The sequence below is a fragment of the Thauera sp. 27 genome (assembly GCF_000310125.2).
Taxonomy (GTDB): Bacteria; Pseudomonadota; Gammaproteobacteria; order Burkholderiales; family Rhodocyclaceae; genus Thauera; species Thauera mechernichensis.
This window is the reverse complement of sequence record NZ_AMXB01000019.1, coordinates 1-18,651: the sequence shown is the minus strand read 5'-3', so window position 1 is coordinate 18,651 and position 18,651 is coordinate 1. Positions and strand designations below refer to the sequence as shown.

The 18,651-nt window shown below is 65.2% G+C and carries 16 protein-coding genes; 6 read left to right on the top strand and 10 right to left on the bottom strand.

Annotation, left to right across the window (positions count from 1 at the left end; translation table 11 throughout):
- Positions 1-29: 29 nt before the first annotated feature.
- The 3 genes from tnpC to tnpA are packed head-to-tail and all read right to left on the bottom strand — an operon-like array spanning position 30 to position 2,346.
- Positions 30-1,649: an IS66 family transposase gene (tnpC, locus tag B447_RS11710; RefSeq protein WP_002937033.1), complete on the bottom strand. Its 1,620-nt coding sequence runs from the start codon at positions 1,647-1,649 to the stop codon at positions 30-32.
- Positions 1,650-1,678: 29 nt separating this feature from the next.
- Positions 1,679-2,038 (bottom strand): IS66 family insertion sequence element accessory protein TnpB, encoded by a 360-nt coding sequence (tnpB, locus tag B447_RS11705; RefSeq protein WP_002937031.1) that lies wholly within the window; start codon positions 2,036-2,038, stop codon positions 1,679-1,681.
- Positions 2,038-2,346, bottom strand: a complete 309-nt coding sequence (gene tnpA / locus B447_RS11700) for an IS66 family insertion sequence element accessory protein TnpA (protein ID WP_002937029.1) — start codon at positions 2,344-2,346, stop codon at positions 2,038-2,040. Before tnpA ends, tnpB begins: the two co-directional genes overlap by 1 nt.
- Before the next feature lie 400 nt (positions 2,347-2,746).
- On the opposite strand from tnpA, the gene B447_RS11695 reads away from it, so the two are divergent.
- Positions 2,747-3,244: a hypothetical protein gene (locus B447_RS11695; protein ID WP_002940144.1), complete on the top strand. Its 498-nt coding sequence runs from the start codon at positions 2,747-2,749 to the stop codon at positions 3,242-3,244.
- Positions 3,245-3,292: 48 nt separating this feature from the next.
- On the opposite strand, the gene B447_RS11690 is transcribed toward B447_RS11695, so the two are convergent.
- Genes B447_RS11690 through B447_RS11680 form a run of 3 tightly spaced genes read right to left on the bottom strand, consistent with a single transcriptional unit; the run spans position 3,293 to position 4,706 of the window.
- Entirely contained in the window at positions 3,293-3,631 is a 339-nt protein-coding gene (locus B447_RS11690) for a YnfA family protein (protein WP_002940142.1), read from the bottom strand.
- Complete coding sequence (locus B447_RS11685) at positions 3,628-4,284, bottom strand: DsbA family protein (protein ID WP_002940125.1); 657 nt, start codon at positions 4,282-4,284, stop codon at positions 3,628-3,630. Before B447_RS11685 ends, B447_RS11690 begins: the two co-directional genes overlap by 4 nt.
- Complete coding sequence (locus tag B447_RS11680; protein ID WP_225433332.1) at positions 4,281-4,706, bottom strand: disulfide bond formation protein B; 426 nt, start codon at positions 4,704-4,706, stop codon at positions 4,281-4,283. The genes B447_RS11685 and B447_RS11680 overlap by 4 nt, the downstream gene beginning before the upstream one ends.
- 73 nt (positions 4,707-4,779) lie before the next feature.
- Between B447_RS11680 and B447_RS22725 the strand changes: the two genes are divergently transcribed.
- Entirely contained in the window at positions 4,780-5,202 is a 423-nt protein-coding gene (locus tag B447_RS22725) for a hypothetical protein (protein WP_198291793.1), read from the top strand.
- 94 nt (positions 5,203-5,296) lie between these two features.
- On the opposite strand, the gene cadR is transcribed toward B447_RS22725, so the two are convergent.
- Positions 5,297-5,731 (bottom strand): Cd(II)/Pb(II)-responsive transcriptional regulator, encoded by a 435-nt coding sequence (cadR, locus tag B447_RS11670; protein WP_002940122.1) that lies wholly within the window; start codon positions 5,729-5,731, stop codon positions 5,297-5,299.
- Positions 5,732-5,834: 103 nt separating this feature from the next.
- Between cadR and B447_RS11665 the strand changes: the two genes are divergently transcribed.
- On the top strand, positions 5,835-6,470 hold the full coding sequence (locus B447_RS11665; RefSeq protein WP_002924842.1) for a cation transporter: 636 nt from the start codon (positions 5,835-5,837) through the stop codon (positions 6,468-6,470).
- 543 nt (positions 6,471-7,013) lie between these two features.
- Here the strand turns inward: B447_RS11665 and B447_RS11660 are convergent.
- Positions 7,014-8,318: a hypothetical protein gene (locus tag B447_RS11660; protein WP_232431614.1), complete on the bottom strand. Its 1,305-nt coding sequence runs from the start codon at positions 8,316-8,318 to the stop codon at positions 7,014-7,016.
- Positions 8,319-8,869: 551 nt separating this feature from the next.
- Positions 8,870-9,343, bottom strand: a complete 474-nt coding sequence (locus B447_RS11655) for a DUF1826 domain-containing protein (RefSeq protein ID WP_002940113.1) — start codon at positions 9,341-9,343, stop codon at positions 8,870-8,872.
- Positions 9,344-9,577: 234 nt separating this feature from the next.
- Between B447_RS11655 and uvrA the strand changes: the two genes are divergently transcribed.
- Together uvrA and B447_RS11645 are read left to right on the top strand one after the other, a co-directional pair.
- Positions 9,578-15,367: an excinuclease ABC subunit UvrA gene (gene uvrA, locus B447_RS11650; protein WP_002940110.1), complete on the top strand. Its 5,790-nt coding sequence runs from the start codon at positions 9,578-9,580 to the stop codon at positions 15,365-15,367.
- Between the two features lie 115 nt (positions 15,368-15,482).
- Positions 15,483-16,169, top strand: coding sequence for a cytochrome b/b6 domain-containing protein (locus tag B447_RS11645; protein ID WP_002932194.1), 687 nt, complete (start codon positions 15,483-15,485; stop codon positions 16,167-16,169).
- 80 nt (positions 16,170-16,249) lie between these two features.
- On the opposite strand, the gene B447_RS11640 is transcribed toward B447_RS11645, so the two are convergent.
- Entirely contained in the window at positions 16,250-16,702 is a 453-nt protein-coding gene (locus B447_RS11640) for a c-type cytochrome (protein WP_002932207.1), read from the bottom strand.
- 264 nt (positions 16,703-16,966) lie between these two features.
- On the opposite strand from B447_RS11640, the gene B447_RS11635 reads away from it, so the two are divergent.
- The gene (locus B447_RS11635; protein WP_002940107.1) at positions 16,967-18,592 is read left to right on the top strand and encodes a methyl-accepting chemotaxis protein; all 1,626 of its coding nucleotides are present in this window, start codon (positions 16,967-16,969) and stop codon (positions 18,590-18,592) included.
- Positions 18,593-18,651 lie beyond the last annotated feature (59 nt).

Here is an 18,651-nt window from a genome sequence, read left to right as displayed (position 1 = left end):
CGTAAGCGGTAACCGAGCGGCGTTCTTGCCTACTTCGAGCGCGGGTGGAGATCGGATCGAAGCGGATTGGCCGCGAAGTGTTGCTTCCACAGCCTTGGGGTGAGTTGCGCGACATCGGCGGCAGGGTGCTGGCCGACGCGCTGGAGCACATCGACCAGATAGGCATAGGGGTCGATGTCGTGCAGGCGACAGGTGGCGATCAGGCTCTGCGCGATCCCCACGTATTTCGCGCCGACCTCGGTCCAGCAGAAGAGCCAGTTGCGGCGGCCCATCGGCACTACGCGTAGCGCCCGCTCGAGGTGGTTGGTGTCGATCGGCACCTCGGGGTCGGCGAGGTAGACCTCGAGGGCGGCCCGGCGCTCACGCACGTAGGCCAGGGCAGTGGTCAGCGGTGAGCTCGGCAGTAGCCCCTGGGATTCGAACTGGGCGTCGACCCAGTCGAAGAACCGGTCGACCATCGGCTTGGCCTGGGCGAGCCGGTATGCGCGGCGTGCCTCGCCGATGAGTTGTGCCTCACGGATGTGCTGCTCTACCGCGTAGAGCTGGCCGATCATCTCCAATGCCTGCGTCGCCCGTTCGGGCTCGATCGACTGGGCCTCGAAGAATTTTCTTCTCGAGTGCGCCCAGCATTGCGCGCGCGTGAGCCCGCATTTTTGTGCGTAACGTTCGTAGGCCGCGTAGCCGTCGGTGAGCAGCACCGCCCCCTCGGGCGGTGGGTCGGTCCCCAGGGTCTGCGCAATGTGTTTGCCACTACGCCCCTCGTGATAGGCGAAGCAGATTTCGTCGCGCTCGCCATACACCGGCCAGAAGTAGCCGCCCTTCATCTTCCCCGGGCCGGCGCGCCCGGCCTTGATCGGGGTCTCGTCCATCGCCTTGATGCGACTTGCGCGGATCGAGTCGAGCTGGGCCGTAAAGACCGGCTCGAGCAGCGCGAGCGCCGCGTGGGTGAGCTGCGTGAGCCACGGGCGCGAGACCCGGATGCCGTTGTCCCCGAGCCGCTGATGCTGGCGGTACAGCGGCTGGTGGTAGCAGAACTTGTCGGTGATGAGCCCGGCGATGAAGCTCACGTCGGCGCGGCTACCGTCGATCACCCCGGCGGGGGCCGCCGGGCAGTGGATCGTCTGCGTGTCGCGGCGCTTGATGACCGGGCGTACGTACTTGAGGATCACGTAGCTGCCCGGGCGCTGCGCCAGGCGATGGCTCACCTTCTCGCCGATCACCTCGAACTGTTCGGCGGTGAGGCCCTCGGTCTCGGGGTTGGCGAGCGTGATCGTCTCGACCGGGACGCGCGTCTCGTCGAAGAACAGCGCCGAGTCGTCCTTGCTCTGGGTGAAGTCGGTGCGCGACGCACGACGGGTGTGTCCCGCCACGGTCTTGCCGGGGACATCGGGCTGTGTGTCGGGGATCGGCAACTCGCCCAGATACATCTGCGTGGTGTCGGGTGACACCACGCGCTTCTCGCTCTTCTGGCCAAAGAGCTGGCGGCGGAACCACTCAAGCTGATGCTTGAGTGCCGCAAACTCGAGCCGCATCGCATCCATGTCGCGCTGCAAGGCGACGTTCGCCTGCGCCATCTCGACGATGCGCTCGGGCGCCCACTGGGCGGCCTCGGCAAGGGTCGGAACGGGGGTGCAGTGCGGCGCGGGCATGGCGCGTATTTTACCGCAGAACCCAGCATTCATGCGGGTTGCACGGCGTTTGCGGGCAGTTGGAAACGGCGCTTGGTGCGGGCCGGCTCGATGCCTTCGAGCAAGAGTTTGAGCCCGGTCCAGTCCATCTGGCGCGTGCGGACCTGCGCCCAGTTCGACACGAAGCGCCCCTGCTCGAGACGCTTGGCCCACACGCAGAATCCGGTGCGATCCCAGTACAGCACCTTCATCTGCGTGCCGCGTCGGTTGATGAACACGAACAGCTCGCCCGACAGCGGATCGCAGCCGAGCGCCTGGCGTGTGAGCGCGTACAGGCCGTCGAAGGATTTGCGCATGTCGACCGGGCGGCCATAGACATGGACCCGGACCGCGCCTTCGGGGAAGAACATCAGCCGCGCGACAGGTGAAGGATCACGCCGTCGCCCAGGTCGAGCCGCAGTTCGAGGCGACCCGTGCCGCCGAGTTTGAGCGTGCCGGCGTCGACGAAGCCAGTGGCCTCCATCGCCAGCGCGGCAGGCTGCGTACTCGGCTCGCCCAGCAGGCTACGCCAGCGCCGGAAGCTCGACTCGCTGAGCCCCTCGCGGGCGCAGAACGGCTCGATCCCCAGGCCGCTCGCGGCAAACCGCGCAAAGACGGTTTCCCACTCCTGGCGGCTACGCCGCCGCCACTTGTTGTTGGTCGCTGTCGCCCTGGTCACTGCCGGCTCCTCCCTGATGAATGTGGGAGGGATTGTTCCGCGTGGGCGCGGGCGGGCAAAGAACGCCGCTCAGTGACCGGTTACGCTGGCTCTACCATCGGCTGGTAACCGGCTCGCCGACGATGGGGCCCCTGTCCGATCTGATTCGCTCGGTACCCGATGAGGATGATGTCTTCTCGGGTGATCTTGGACGATTCCGCGAGCGCATCTGCTTGCGCGAAGACGGCCGTTGCCGGGTGGGCATCCAGACTTCTGACTTAGCGACGGGGGCCAGATGAACATCAATCGCCGATGCGCGCCGTTTCCCCCCGCTGCCCGTCCCCGGGCGCAATCCCCAGTGGTCATCGGTCCGTCGTAACAAGACCGTCATGGCCTCCGCTTGTGACATAGGAGAATCGAGATGAAGAACACGATCCTGGCAGCCGCGTTGTCCGCCGTTGTACTTTCGTCCATGCCCGCTCTCGCCCAGCCGGCGTCTGGTGCCCAAGCGAACCTCGAGCCGCCCAACGTGCAGGAGTTCGACAAGCGGATGGCGCAGGCGCAGGAGAACATGAAGAAGATGCAAGAGCAGATGGACAAGATCAACCAGACTCAGGATCCCGAAGCGCGGCAAAAACTACTCCAGGAGCACTGGGCCACGATGCAGAACAACATGCAGCTGATGCACGGCATGTGGGGGCCGGGCGGCGGCATGGGCTGCTGCATGGGCGGCCCGGGGATGGGGCCCGGAATGACGATGGGCCCAATGATGGGATGGGGCCATATGGGCGGCTACTACTCGACGCTTACGCCCGAACAACAAAGGCAGCGCCAGTACATGATGGATCAATACATGCCGATGCAGCAGATGATGATGGACCACATGATGCGACACCAGCAGTACATGTGGATGAGGTGAGCGGTGTTTGCGGTCGCCAGAGCGCCCCGAGAAGCAACAATGATACTTTCAGGGAGAGGCGGCCGGTTGCAGCGCAATGATGGCCATGCCGACCAGCGCGACGCCGGCGCCCGCGACATCCCAGCGGGTCAGCGCAACGCCATCCACGACGCGAAGCCACACCAACGCGACCGCGATGTACATGCCGCCGTAACCGGCATAGGTTCGCCCGGCTGCAGTCGGATGCAGTGTCAGCAGCCAGGCGAAGGCGGCGAGCGACAGCGCTGCGGGCACGAGCAGCCAGGCACTCCGGCCCTGCTTCAACACGAGCCAGGGCAGATAGCAGCCGACGATCTCGGCCACGGCCGTCAAGGCGAACAGGCCGGCGAGCTTGAACAAACCGATCACGGCTGCACTTTACCCACTTCCTCCGCTACCAGGCGTGCCAACTGCTCGGGGCCGAAGCTCGGCAGGCTGCGTCCATTGACGAAGAAGGTTGGTGTCTTGCTGACCTGCAACGCGGTCAGATCCTCGATGTCCTGCGCGAGCACGGCCTGGATCTCGGGCGTCTCCATGTCCTGCCGGGCGCGTCCCATGTCCAGGCCGGCGCGGGCGGCTGCTTCGAAGGCGATGCCGATGTTGGGCGCCGCGTGGTCGGCCCACTCCGGTTGCGTGGCCAGCAGCGCCTCGAGCACCGGGGTGTAGAGTCCCTGCTTGCGCGCAGCCTCGATCAGTTTCACCACCTGGTCCGAGCCGTGATGGAAGGGCGCATAGCGCAGCGCAAGCCGGACCTTGTCCGGATGCTGGGCCATGATCTGCTTGACGATCGGATAGAAGGCGCGGCAGGTCTCGCAGGCGGGATCGAAGAACTCGACGATGGTGACCGGCGCGTTCTGCGGCCCGATGATCGGGGTATGCATCCGCACGAGGCGGCTTCCTTCCACAGCGACGCGCGTGTCCTGCTCGGCCTGTGTGCGGTCGCGATAGGCATCCATGCCGAAGTAAAAGGCCAGGCCGAGGATCAGCAACACGGCGAGTGCCAGGAGTTTTCGTGTGTTCATTTACGGGTCCTTATCAGATAAATCGTCAGGGCGGCGGCGATGGCGAGGAAGGCCGCCAGCGATAGCCAGGGAATCTGGATGTCGCCAAGGATGACCAGGGCTTGCTGGCTGCACGAGGGGCCGGTGCCGCACGGCACCCACCACTGTGGCACCCAGCCTGCGATCAGTGCGCTGTGATAGGCGGCCAGCGCGAGACCAGCGAGCGCGAATGGCAGCGCATACACCGCACCGCGCCGGTCCTCGGCGAACACGGCCATGCCCAGAATGAGGGCGAGCGGGAACATGGCGATCCGCTGGTACCAGCACAGCACGCAGGGCGTCATGCCCATCACTTCACCGATGAAGAGCGCGCCCAGCGTGGATACCAGAGCCACGGCCCAGGCGGCCATCAGCCACCACCATTGGGTTCGTTTGTCGTGCATCGAGTCGATCTCGAGGGTTGGTTCCCAGGCTTCGGGAGGGGCGGACGCCATAGGCAGTGCCCGGACGTCCGCAATGGAGCACACCGCCGCTACCGTGCGGCGCGCGCTCGAAGACGAGGGGAAGACAGGGGTGGGCTGCCGCTCAGGCAGCGAGGCGCCACTTGGGGCGTTCAGGCTCGGTGACCAGCGCAGACGCGTTGAAGTCCCGCCCGGCGTCGACGAGGACATGGCCCAGTCCTGTCAATGGCAGACGACCCGCATCGAGCAGTGCCGCGCTCGCCAGGATCTGGCAGAAACCGCAGTCGGCGTGAAGCTGCCCTTTCATCCCTTCATCGCCTTCATCCACCTGACAGGTATGTGGATGGTGGTCGCCGTGGCTGGTCGCGAAACCGGCCGATTCCAAGCAGTACGCCTCCAGGCCCGCCGAAGCGAACTGAAGTGGAACGAGCAGCAGGAAGAAGATGGCAAGCCAACGGTGCATGGGCGACGATTTTAACTCCGGCCCGTTGGCTGACGGCTCATATCGCGACCATGAACGTACCGGAGCGCTGGCACCCCACATTGTGGTCACGCCGCCACCGAACCGCAGATCATTGCGCATGCTCATCGTGGCACACACAGACATCCCCCCGCGTCGGCGCCTCGAGCTCATGCAGGATGCCGCATTGCGCCGCACGATCGGGGGCACCGCACTGGTTGCGCAGGGCGACGAGTTGGCGCTCGAGCATTTGCAGGGTGTCGAGACGCGCGCGGACACGGGTGAGTTGGGAGTCGATCAACGCGTCGACCTCAGCACAGTCGGTTGTGGGGTCGTCCACGAAGCGCAGCAGTTGCGCGACGTCGACCAAGGCAATGTCCAGTGCCCGGCAGTGGCGGATGAACGCGAGGCGCTCAAGGTGCCCACCCGCGTAGGCCCGATATCCATTGGGGCTGCGGGAAGGCGCCGGGAGCAGACCGATCCGTTCGTAGTAGCGGATGGTTTCGACCTCGACGTGCGCGGCCTTGGCCAATTCACCGATCTTCATCGCCTGCATCTCCTCATTGCAACCGCCCAACAGCTTAACCGCTTGACCCTGTAGTGGCTACAGGGTGTGTGATGCACCCCTCGCCCACGTAAAGGAGAAAACCATGGCCGGCTGTTGTTCCCACTCCACCTGCGATGCCAGCGCAGCGAGCCCGCGCTTCCGCCAAGCACTGTGGATTGCATTGATCGTGAATGCGGCGATGTTCTTGGTCGAATTCGTCGCCGGCCTTGCAGTCGGTTCGGTCGCCCTATGGGCCGACGCCCTCGATTTCGCAGGAGATGCCGCCAACTATGCGCTGTCGCTGACGGTGCTGTCGTGGGGATTGATATGGCGGGCACGCGCGGCCTTGCTCAAGGGCGTGGCGATGGTGCTTTTCGGCGCCGTTGTAATGGCACGCGCCCTGTGGGCCTTCCAGCACGGCGTGACGCCTGAGCCGATTACGATGGGCGTGGTCGGCATCCTCGCACTGCTCGCCAACGCAGGGGTGGCGATGATGTTGTATCGATTTCGCGCGGGCGACGCGAACATGCGTTCGGTGTGGCTGTGCAGCCGCAACGATGCGATCGGCAATCTCGCGGTGATCCTGGCGGCGGCAGGCGTCTTCGGTACCGGAAGCGCATTGCCGGACCTTGTCGTTGCACTGGTGATGTCCGGGCTCGCGCTGTGGTCGGGGCTTGTCATCGTCGCTCACGCCCGGCGCGACATCGGCGACGCACGACAAGTCCATCAGAAGGGATGAGGACAGCGGAGCGACGTGCTTGAGGCAATGACAGGTTTCGAGGCCCAGCGGCCATCAGGATGGCAGGATTGTGGAGAGGAGGACGGGCAGCTGATGGCCGGGTGCGTGAGGTCACGAACGGCAGCTTCGGAGCAGCGAAACTCGTGGAATCCCTGGGTACCTGACCGGCAGCTTTGCGGAAGTCGCAACGACCGCTCGGGGTCGGGTGGCGACCGACAACTCTTCGGACTCACCGCCGGAAAGCCGACGTTGAAGGTTCGCTTCCCGAAAGCTGCCACTGGCTGGTGAGTCGTTTCGACCCATCAGCGACATCCGCGCCCTTGAACTCGTCGCCCCGAAGCTGCTGTTCGGCCTTGTCTGGGCCAGTTGAAATTCAGTTGAAACTCCTATGCCCCGGGGTGCAGCGAAACAACTGGGGCCTGTGTTCCGTTCCTGCCCCTTCCGACCTCCCGTTTCAAGGGTGCGGAGCCCTGCTGACAGGGGTATCCACGAAACCGCTTCGCACTGGCCAGCTTTCCCGGCGTACCAACTTGCCGAGGCGGCCTATTCCGTCATCCATGCCGCTCTCAGAGGGCCGCGGAAGCTTGAATGCCAGAGGGGGCTTTCCTCCTTCAAGAAGAAATTCGTTACTCCACCCGAGTCTGTGCTGCCATCGATAGCGGGAAGCAGGCCGCTTCTACTGCTGAACACAACACCGACGATATGGCCCGGCGCACGATTGAGGAAGTTACTAACTCCGAGTTTCAATCCCGTTGGTTGCTTGCCTGGGGCACTGTCTTGTTCGTGTAGCGACAGCAACTGATCTGCATCAAGGCCTTGCAATGCAACCCAGAACAAAGCGCCACGCTTGCGTGTGAACTGTCGTGCCGCGGAGTCGTCGAGGGTGGCAAACACCTGATCCAGTACGTCGTCCTCAACTGCACTTTGCATCACGAACGCCAGCATTCCGCCCGTAGAAGTCCCGTACACGACTGCTTCGCGATTGCGAGTACCCGTCGCTGCGTCGATGGCCTTCCTCAACTCCTCGTGGCCCTTATCCTTCGCCGCTTCAATCGTGGCGGGATCGAAGAGTGCTATGCGCACTTCCGCGCCACCACCCAAGGTTGCGCTGCTCCCAGCCACGATACGCGCAACGACTTCTCTCGCGAGTGCGGATCTTTCCCCTGTGTCTGCCGGTAAGCGATAAGGAACGGTCAGCACAACCGCAAGCCCCGAGCGCAGGCTCTGTGCAATGCCACCCACGTCTCTCCATAGCTCGCCCCAGAACTCCAGCGCAGCGCGGCGATGGATACGGCGTCCCTTGTTCTCCGAGATGGACTTGCACTCGACCTCAAGCCCACTGGGGCCGAGATCTTCGACCAGGAGATCAAAAGAGCCCCCGTTGTTCACTCTGTGCCAAGCCACCCGTTGCCCACGACGGACGAAGTGGGTCGCTGCCTGCATCTCCAAACTCAGACCGTGCATGTTCTCGGAACTGCTGAAGGCAGTTCGGACTCGTTTGACGAATGCTCTGGCCTGCTTGACCGTGCTCCTCTCCAGGACGCCGAGCACCTGTGCAGCGAAGGCCAAAGACGGAAAAATGCTCGGATCGTTGCAGGCCTCGTGCGGCACGGTGCCAAACCTCGCCACCAGTCTTCGCAAGCCCTCCAACTGGTATGCGATGGCGTACTCCGAACGCAGGTAGTCACCGAGAAAGTGATTCGACCGAATTGCCTCTTCCTGCCGGGCGACCGCACCTTGCCAATGTCCCGCACCAATTGCGCTAGCCAAGCGCCGGTACACCCCGGGCACCTCCGCCGTCGTCATCTCAATAGCTGGCACGTCGCCTCTTTCTTGCTGTTCGATCAAGAGCCAAGACTACCAAACTTGCGAGTCTCGAAAGCAGACCGTCGTGACGTTCAGCTTCTGGCAGGGTTGAGCCAACGCGAGCTCCGAGTTGGTCGCCGTTAACCGGTCATCCAGGACAATCCGACGAGGGAAATTCTGACGGGATCTCCAACGGCAGGTGATGGCCGATACGACCCTTCCAGCATCCCGCCGGAAAGCAGCCGCCCGTCGCGTCGAAGGCTTTCTTCGGGCAGCCGCCGGGACACGATCAGATTTCGATCTGCTCAGAGATCTCCAAGGCATCGTCGACCTCGATACCGAGGTACCGGACTGTCGATTCCAGCCTATGCCCGAGAAGAGTTCCCACGATTCCCCGGAGCAGTCGCCGAGCAAGTCACATCAAGGGGGGTGCGATGTGGTAACGCTGCTTCGGGCTACGCCCTTCGCAGCGTTACCACATCGCACATCAGGGATCAGACTATTTTGCCAAGAACTCAGCGAACCCAAGCGCACCCCTCAAAGCCGCTGATCATGACCATCAATCAGCGAGATCATGTCGTTGGACTGCTTGATCATGAAGAATGGAATCTGCATGCAGCGCCAAGGCGGCTGCGGTCGATCGACTGCTCCTCGACCCACTCGGTGCCGGGGCCGCGGTAGGTGCATAGCATGCGCACGCCGACCCGATCGACGTGCAGGCGCGGACACATCGCCTTGTGGATGACCTCCAGGCGCACGCCGATGGCCGGAGCATCGAGCAGTTCGGCAAGCATCTCGGCGAGTTGGGCGAGATCGTCCGCCAGCGCATCACGCCCGCTGCCCGTTGGCAGTGTGTCGAGAACAGGGGTTTGGCCAGGGGTGATCAGCTGCCGGAAGCCGCATCCGAGTGCACCCGCATTGCGCTCGAGCCAGTTGCCGATCGTCGGATCGGGTGTCCTGCGCCAAACGGAGAGTTGAATCGCTGGATCGAAGATGCGAGTCAGGCCGAAGGCGTCGTCGCCGATTGCAGCACAGCTGGTCACCAGGTTCGGGAGCGCGGCGGTCATGCGGATTCTCTGGGCAGGTTAGGGCGATCAAACTGCAGCAAATGCAATAATATAACATTGCATTTGCTGACCCAAAGTACCCCCGGCGTCCTGGGCATGAGTGCCGAGGAGGTCTCGTAAAGGTCTCGGGCTATCGCGTCGCTGTCGTCCCGCGGGAACCTTTCTCCCTGCTCCATGAGTCCGAGACGAACCTCCGCCGACTAAAATGGCGGCTCACGCCTTCGCCCCGCACTCATGTCCGCCTCCGCACCCCGCTACACCCCTGTCGACGCTCCCGCTTCGATCGCAGCCGCCATCCGCATCCGTGGCGCGCGTCAGAACAACCTGCGCAACCTCTCGCTGGACCTGCCGCTCAATCGCCTGACGGTGGTCACCGGCGTGTCTGGCTCGGGCAAGTCCTCGCTGGTGTTCGACACGCTGTACGCCGAGGGCCAGCGGCGCTATGTCGAGACCTTCTCGCCCTATGCGCGCCAGTTTCTCGACCGCATGGACAAGCCACAGGTGGATCGCATCGAGGGTGTACCGCCGGCGATCGCGATCGACCAGACCAACCCGGTGCGCACCTCGCGTTCGACCGTGGGCACGATGACCGAGCTCGCCGACCACTTCAAACTGCTGTATGCGCGCGCCGCGCACCTGCACTGTCGTTGCTGCGGCAAGCCGGTGCGGCGCGATTCGGCCGACAGCATTGCTGCGGAGCTGCGCGCGCGCGCGGCGGCGGAAGGTGACCCCCGGCTGGTGGTGTGTTTTCCGGTGACGGTGCCGTCCAACTTCAGCGAGACGGAGGTGACCGGCCTGCTCAATGCGCAGGGCTACACCCGCATCCAGGAACGCATCGCCGCGGGCGGCGCCGAGAGCAACGACGTCCTGCAGGTGGTGCAGGACCGCTTCCGCGCGTCGAATGCCGAGGATGCTCGCCTGGCCGAGGCGCTGGAGACGGCGCTGGCGCGCGGCCATGGCCGGTTGTCGGTGTATGCGTCGGGTGAGGGCGTGAAATCCGGGACACGGAATGGGACGGGGACACCCGGCGAGGCGGTGTGGCGCTATTCCTCCGGCCTGCATTGCGCGGACTGCGACATCCACTATTCCGAGGCCACGCCCGGCCTGTTCTCGTTCAACTCGCCGATCGGCGCCTGCGAGACCTGCCGCGGCTTCGGGCGGGTGATCGGGGTGGATTTCGGTCTGGTGGTGCCCGACGAGTCGAAGACCCTGGCCGAAGGCGCGGTGAAGCCGTGGCAGACCGAGAGCTACCGCGAGTGCCAGGCCGACCTCGAGAAGATGGCGAAGAAGTATGGTGTGGCGATGGACATCCCGGTGCGCGACCTGCCACCGGAGCATCGCCAGTGGTTGTTCGAAGGCGACCCGAAGTGGAAGAACTGGGACAGCTCGTGGCCGCGCTACTGGTATGGCGTGCGCCACTTCTTCGACTGGCTGGAGACCAAGGCCTACAAGATGCACATCCGTGTGCTGCTGTCGCGTTACCGCAGCTATACGGAGTGCCCGGCCTGCCACGGCGCGCGCTTGAAACCCGACGCCCTGCTCTGGCGCCTGCCGACCAGCGCCCCTACAGGGGGCGCGGCGACCGGGCTGGCGATCCACGAACTGATGGCGATGCCGGTCGATCGCATCCGCGAGGCGGTGGCGGCGCTGCGCATCCCGGGCGTCCCTGACGAGGCCACCGAACTGGTGCTCGGCGAGATCCGCAGCCGGCTGAACTACCTCACCGACGTCGGCCTCGGCTACCTGACCCTGGACCGCCAGTCGCGCACCTTATCGGGCGGCGAGGTGCAGCGCATCAACCTCACCACTGCGCTCGGCACCTCGCTGGTGAACACCCTGTTCGTGCTCGACGAACCTTCGATCGGGCTGCACCCGCGCGACATCGGCCGCATCCTCGGCGTGATGACGCGGCTGCGCGACGCCGGCAATACACTGGTGGTGGTCGAGCACGACCCTCAGGTGATGGTCGCCGCCGACGAGTTGCTGGAGATCGGCCCAGGCCCGGGCGAGCGCGGCGGCAACATTGTCGCGCGCGGCACGCCGGCCGAGATTGCTGCAAATCCGGACTCGGTGACCGGCCCCTGGCTGGCGGGGAAGAAGCGCATCGACGTCGATCGCCCGCCGCGTCGGGTCGATGACGCCACCCCGCGGCTGACGCTGGTCGGAGCGCGTCAGCACAACCTGCGTGATCTTCGTGTCGGCTTCCCCTTGCAGCGTCTCACTTGCCTGACCGGCGTCTCCGGCTCGGGCAAGTCGACGTTGATCCAGGACGTGCTGTTTCCAGCGCTGGCGAAACACTTCGGCGAGGCGGTCGAATCACCCGGGATCTTCGACCGTCTCGACAATGTGGATAACTTGCGCGGCGTGGTCATGGTGGACCAATCGCCGATCGGCAAGAGTTCGCGCTCCAATCCGGTGAGCTATGTCGGCGCGTGGGACCCGATCCGCGCCCTGTTCGCCGCCCTGCCGGAGGCGAAACAGCGTGGCTACACGCCTGGCACCTTCAGCTTCAATGCCGGCCATGGCCGCTGTCCGACCTGTACTGGTTCGGGTTTCGAGCACGTCGAGATGCAGTTCCTGTCCGACGTCTGGCTGCGCTGCCCCGACTGCGACGGCAAGCGTTACAGGCCGGAAGTGCTTGAATTGAAATGGAAAGAAATGTCCGTTGCTGATGTGCTCGAACTTACGGTACATGAGGCGCTGGACGTGTTCCGCGAGCACCCCAAGGTGCTCGCCGCGCTCGCGCCGCTGGCCGACGTCGGCCTCGACTACCTGCGCCTCGGCCAGCCAGTGCCGACGCTTTCCGGCGGCGAGGCGCAGCGCCTCAAGCTCGCAGGCCACCTCGCCGAGGCGGCGCAGAAGAAAGCTGTACGCAAATCCAGGCCTGTGGATAACTTTGGGGAAAAGCGCGGGAAAGATCGCGACCCCGGGTTGCTCTTCCTGTTCGATGAACCCACCACAGGGCTTCACTTCGAGGATGTCGCCAAGCTGCTCGGCGCCTTCGACAAGCTGCTGCAGGCGGGGCATTCGCTCATCGTCATCGAACACAACCTGGACGTGATCGCTGCCGCGGACTGGATCATCGACCTCGGCCCGGAAGGTGGCGAAGGCGGCGGCGCGGTCGTGGTGGAAGGGTCGCCGGACGTGGTGCGCGCCCATGAAAGCTCGCACACCGCCGCCGCCTTGCGCGAATACGCCGAAGCCCTGGCCCGCACCCGCAGCGGTGAGACATCCGACGGTAGGAGCGGCGCCAGCCGCGAGGGTTTGGCGCATCTCCAGACGGAAGAACCGCTCGCGGCTGGCGCCGCTCCTACAGGGGGGAAGCGATCACTCGTCGCTGCCGAACCGCGGGTGGATTACCGCCCGATTGCCGCGCCGGCGATAGAGATCCGCCACGCCCGCGAGCACAACCTCAAGAACGTCAGCCTGCAGATCCCGCGTGACCAGTTCACCGTGATCACCGGCCTGTCCGGCTCGGGCAAATCCACCCTGGCCTTCGACATCGTCTTCGGCGAGGGCCAGCGGCGCTACCTGGAATCGCTCAACGCCTACGCGCGCCAGTTCGTGCAGCCGGCCAGCCGGCCCGACGTCGATGGCCTGTTCGGCATCCCGCCCACGGTGGCGATCGAGCAGCGCACCAGCCGCGGCGGACGCAAGAGCACGGTGGCGACGCTGACCGAGATTCACCCCTTCCTGCGCCTGATGTACGTGAAGCTGGGCACGCAGTTCTGCCCCGATTGCAACGTGCCGGTGACGCCGCAGAGCTTCGAGGCCATCGTCGCCCAGATCCAGCGCGAACTGCGCGGCGCCTCGGTCGAAGTGCTGGCGCCGCTGGTCGTCAACCGCAAGGGCCTATACACCGACCTCGCCAAGTGGGCGCGGAGCAAGGGCCACACGCAGCTGCGCGTCGATGGCGAATACCTGCCCACCGCCAAGTGGCCACGGTTGGACCGCTACAAGGAACACAACATCGAGCTGCCGACCGGCATGGTGGTGGTGCAGCCCGAGCACGAGGCCACGCTGCGCGAATTCGTCCGCCAGGCGCTGGACATCGGCAAGGGCGTGATCAAGGTGCTCGAGATCGGTAAGCTCGGTGCGGCGCCGATCACCTTCTCTACCCTTCGCGCCTGCCCGAGCTGCGGCACCGGCTTCCCCGAGCCCGATCCGCGCCTGTTCTCGTACAACGCCAAGCACGGCTGGTGCCCCAAGTGCTACGGCACCGGGCTGAAGACCGCAGCGCGCATCGAGGACCCGGACGCGCTCGACCTGGGCGATGCGGAAGAGGTCATCGTCAGCGACGAGCCCTGCCCCGCCTGCGACGGCGCGCGCCTCAATCCGGTGGCGCGTGCAGTGCGCTTCCGCGAGCTCGGCCTGCACCAGCTCGCGGCACAAGCAGTAGATGAGGCGGCCGGCTTCTTCACCGATCTGGCGCTGAACGAGCGCGAAACCGACATCGCCCGCGACCTCGTCAGCGAGATCCGTGGGCGGCTGGCCTTCCTGCAGCACGTCGGCTTGGGCTACCTGGCGCTCGACCGTGCCGCGCCCACGCTGTCCGGCGGCGAAGCGCAGCGCATCCGCCTGGCGGCGCAGCTCGGCTCCAACCTGCGCGGCGTGTGCTACATCCTCGACGAGCCGACCATCGGCCTGCACCCGCGCGACAACCGCCTGCTGCTCGATACCCTGGAGGCGCTGCGCGACCGCGGCAACACGCTGCTGGTGGTCGAGCACGACGAGGACACTATCCGCCGCGCCGACCACGTCATCGACCTCGGTCCCGGCGCCGGGGTGCGCGGCGGCCGGGTGGTGGCCGAAGGCGGCATCGACGACCTGCTGGCCGCGCCCGAATCCGCCACCGGCGCATGCTTCCGCCACCCGCTGCAGCACCCGCTGCGGCCGCGCCGCGCGGTGCCCGACGACCATGCGGCTATCCGCATCGAAGGCGCCAGCCTGCACAACCTACGCAACGTGACGGTGCGCATTCCGCTCGCGCGCCTGACGGTGGTGACGGGCGTGTCCGGCTCGGGCAAGTCCAGCCTGGCACGCGACGTCATCCACGCCAACCTGCGCGCCCGCCTTGGAGACCCCGAGGCCACCCGTGCCCGCCGCCGCGGCAAGGCCCAGCCCGAAGAGGTCGACCAAGCCCTGATCGGCTGCAAGGGCGTCCATGGCTGGCAACAGGTCGGCCGTGTGCTGGAGGTCGACCAGACCCCGATCGGCAAGACCCCGCGCTCCTGCCCGGCGACCTACGTCGGCTTCTGGGACGCGATCCGCAAGCTCTTCGCCGACACTTTCGACGCCCGCACCCGCGGCTGGAATGCTTCGCGCTTTTCCTTCAACACCGGCGCCGGGCGCTGCCCGGTCTGCGATGGCGCCGGCCAGACCACCGTCGAGATGAGCTTCCTCCCCGATGTGAAGACGCCCTGCGAGGGCTGCGGCGGCGCACGCTTCAATCCCGAGACCTTGTCGGTGCGCTGGAAGGACAGGACCGTCGCCGAGGTGCTGGCGATGCCGGTGGACGAGGCGGTGGATTTCTTCTCTGCCCATCCCGCGATCGCCCACCCCCTGCAGCTGCTGCAGGACGTCGGCCTTGGCTACCTGACCCTGGGCCAGCCCAGCCCGACGCTGTCGGGCGGCGAGGCGCAGCGCATCAAGCTGGTGACCGAACTGGCCAAGGTGCGCCGCCGCCCGGGTGACTCCGAAGACACGGGTGGTGTGCCGCTGCCGGCCGACAAGCACAGCCTGTATGTGCTGGACGAGCCGACGGTGGGCCTGCACATGGCCGACGTCGACAAGCTGATCCGGGTGCTGCACCGCCTGACCGATGCTGGCCATACGGTGCTGGTGATCGAGCATGACCTCGACGTCATGGCCGAGGCCGACTGGCTGATCGACCTCGGCCCGGAGGGCGGCGATGGCGGCGGCCGGGTGGTGGCCGAAGGCCCGCCCGAGGTGGCGATGGCGACGCCGGAGTCGCACACCGGGCGCCATCTGCGCGAGTTCCTGGCGCAGCGCAAGGCTGGATGATGTCCTGTGCGCCGGAACCCGCGCGCCGACGCCGGGTCTGTGCTCGGGCAGACGATCTTGCGGCGCGCAGCCTTCTTCGCAACACCACGCACTTTGATCACGGAACGACACACACATGACGACACGTAAAGTCCGCGTCTGGGACCTGCCCACCCGATTGTTCCACTGGCTGCTGGCCGTCCTCGTGGTTGCGGCCTACGTTACCGGCCAACTCGGCGGCAGCTTCATCCAGTGGCACGGCCGCGTCGGCATTGCCATCCTGGGGCTGCTAACGTTTCGTCTGGTGTGGGGCTTCATCGGCTCCACCTATGCCCGCTTTGCGGACTTCGTCCCGGGCCCCGCCCATCTGTGGGCGCACCTGCGCGGTCACTGGAGCGGGCTTGGTCACAACCCGCTCGGCGCCCTGTCGGTGCTCGCCCTGCTCGGCGTGATGAGTTACCAGGCGGTCACCGGGCTGTTTGCCAACGATGACATCGCTTTTTCCGGCCCCTTGCGCGCGCTGGTGAGCGGCGATACCAGCGATTGGTTGAGCGGCCTGCACCGGCAGAACTACTGGCCGATCATCGTCCTCGTCGCGCTGCACGTGGGGGCAGTGCTGTTCTATGCCGTGTTCAAGAAGGACAACCTGGTCAAGCCGATGATCACCGGCGACAAGGAGGTCGATGAGGCCGATGCCCAAGCCGCGCAGGGTGGCGGCATCGTGGCTTTGCTGCTTGCGTTGGCGATCACGGCTGCCGTGCTTTACGCAGCGACGGGCAGCTTCATTGCGCCACCGCCACCGCCTCCGGTACCCGCCTGGTAAGGTCGTCCCTTGCCAGGCGTAGAGAACGACAAAGCCACCCAAGGGTGGCTTTGTCGTTGGAGTACAAGTACCGTGCCGGGTCAGTCGGCGCGGTACTTGTCGTGACAGGCCTTGCAGGTGGCGCCCGTTTCACCGAAGGCCTTCTGCACCGCGGCCTTGTCACCGCTGGCGGCAGCCTGTGCCAAGTTCGCTGCAGCGGCGTTGAAATCCATCGCCAGCTTGCCGACATCTTCCATGTTCTGGAACAGTTCGGGCTTGGCGCGCGTCTTGCGGTCGCCGATGTCCTTGTCGGTGCCCGGGCCGTACAGTGCGCCCATGCCCGAACCCGCGATGGCTGCGATGGCGTTGGCAGCGGCCTGCACCTGCTGCGCGTTGAACTCGCCTTCCACGTTGGCCTTGATCTTGCCCATGTTCCAGCTCATGAAGCTGTAGCCGGCCTGGCGGAACTTGATCTGGTCTTCCGGCTTGACCTGGGCGGAAGCGGTGGCTGCAACGGACAGGGCGATGACGCCGAACAGGATGGATTTCTTCATTGACGACCTCTTAGCGTTGTGGGAAGGGTAATGCGTGTCGGCAGCGGCACAGCGGGCATGTGGGTTGCTGACTGACCGCCTTGCGACAGTGCGCCTTGCGGATTGGTTCAGCACATCGCATATCGACAAGCGATGATATTCCGCTCGTATGAGCGGAGGCAATCGCGCGCGTAGTGTTAAAGCCTGCCGCGACGGCGTCGTAATAAGCAGTCTATAAGCAAGAAATAGCAAGCAAGGGATATGTCCCTGCGGACAAGGAGATGAATGATGCGCCGTCTGGCTGATACACCGATCTGGCTTCGCCTCACCCTGGTGATCTGGCTCATGCTGGTCGTGGCCTGGGGTGGGATGATCGCGTGGGAGACACGGGTCAACCGCAACATGGCGATCGAGCAGGCCAAGGACTTTGCCGGCAGCATCAATGAGATGACCATGGCCGGCCTCACCGGCATGATGATCACGGGTACGGTCGGTCAACGCGACGTGTTCCTTGACCAGATCAAGGAACTCAGCGTCGTGCGCGACCTCAAGGTGATCCGTGGTGAGGCAGTGAGCAAGGTCTTCGGCGACGGCGGCTTGCCGACGGTCGGTGGCGATGCCGACGAACGCCTGGCCCTGGCCGAGGGCCGGACCACGATGCGGGTCGAGCACAATGCCGAGCATGGCGAGCACCTGCGTGTGGTGATCCCGTCTCTCGCCTTGCGCGACTGGCTGGGAAAGGATTGCATCGCATGTCACCAGGTCGCCGATCGCACACCGCTCGGTGCGGTGTCGATGCGGATTTCGCTCGACAAGGCCAATGCGGCGGTGATCGATTTTCGCAACCAGAGCATCGTGTTTGCCTTCCTCGTCTCCTTGCCGCTGATCGGTTTCGTCTATCTGTTCATCCGTCGCTTCGTCAGTCGTCCGCTGTCTCACCTCAATGAAGGCCTGGCACAGATTGCGCAAGGCGGTGGTGACCTGACCCGGCGCCTGGAAGTGGGTGGCCAAGACGAGATCGGGCGCACCGCGCTCACCTTCAATGAAATGCTGGCAACCCTGGCCGCACTGGTACGCCAGGTCGCGCAGTCGGCCTCGGCAGTCACCAATGCGGCCGGGCAGCTGGCCGGAAGCGCCACTGCAGTTGCCCAGGGCTCGCAACGCCAGCGCGCCACATCGGCAAACGCGGCGGAGACCGTCGATGCCATGATGGGCAACATCTCCAGTATTGCCGAGCGCACCGAGGCCGTGCGTGCGCGTTCGCATGACAGCTTGCAGCGCGCTCGGGAAGGGCAGGAGAGCCTGCGGCGACTTGTCGGCGAGGTGGGCCAGGTCGAAGCCACCGTCAAGCAGATGGCCGATGCGGTGAGCGACTTTGTTGGCTCGACGCAGGCGATCTCGCGCATGACGAGCGAAGTGCGGGACATTGCCGAGCAGACCAACCTGCTTGCACTCAATGCGGCGATCGAAGCGGCGCGGGCAGGCGAGCAGGGCCGTGGCTTTGCCGTGGTGGCCGACGAAGTGCGCAAGCTGGCAGAGAAATCCGCGCGCTCGGCAGGCGAGATCGATGCCTTGACGCGCGAGATCAGCAGTCGCTCGGATTCCGTTCAGGGTTCGATCGAGGATGGCCTGCATCACATCGAGTCGAGCCGCGCAGTAGCTGAAACGGTGAGCCAGGTGCTCGATTCGGCCAATGTGCTGGTCGTAGAGGTCGTGGACGGGCTGGACCACATCGCGCAGGCCACCGGTTCGCAGCGGGTATCGAGCCAGTCGGTGACTTCCAGCATCAGCGAGATCGCCGGCATGGCCCAGGACAACGGCCGCACCGTCGATCAGACCGTGGAGGCTGCACGCCACCTTGAGGCGCTGGCAGCACAGCTGCAGGATTCGGTATCCCGGTTCCGCTTCTGAGCGCTGGCGGGGGCTGCAGCACACGTGCTGCAGCCCCCGCCCGCGTGTCGAATGACTTA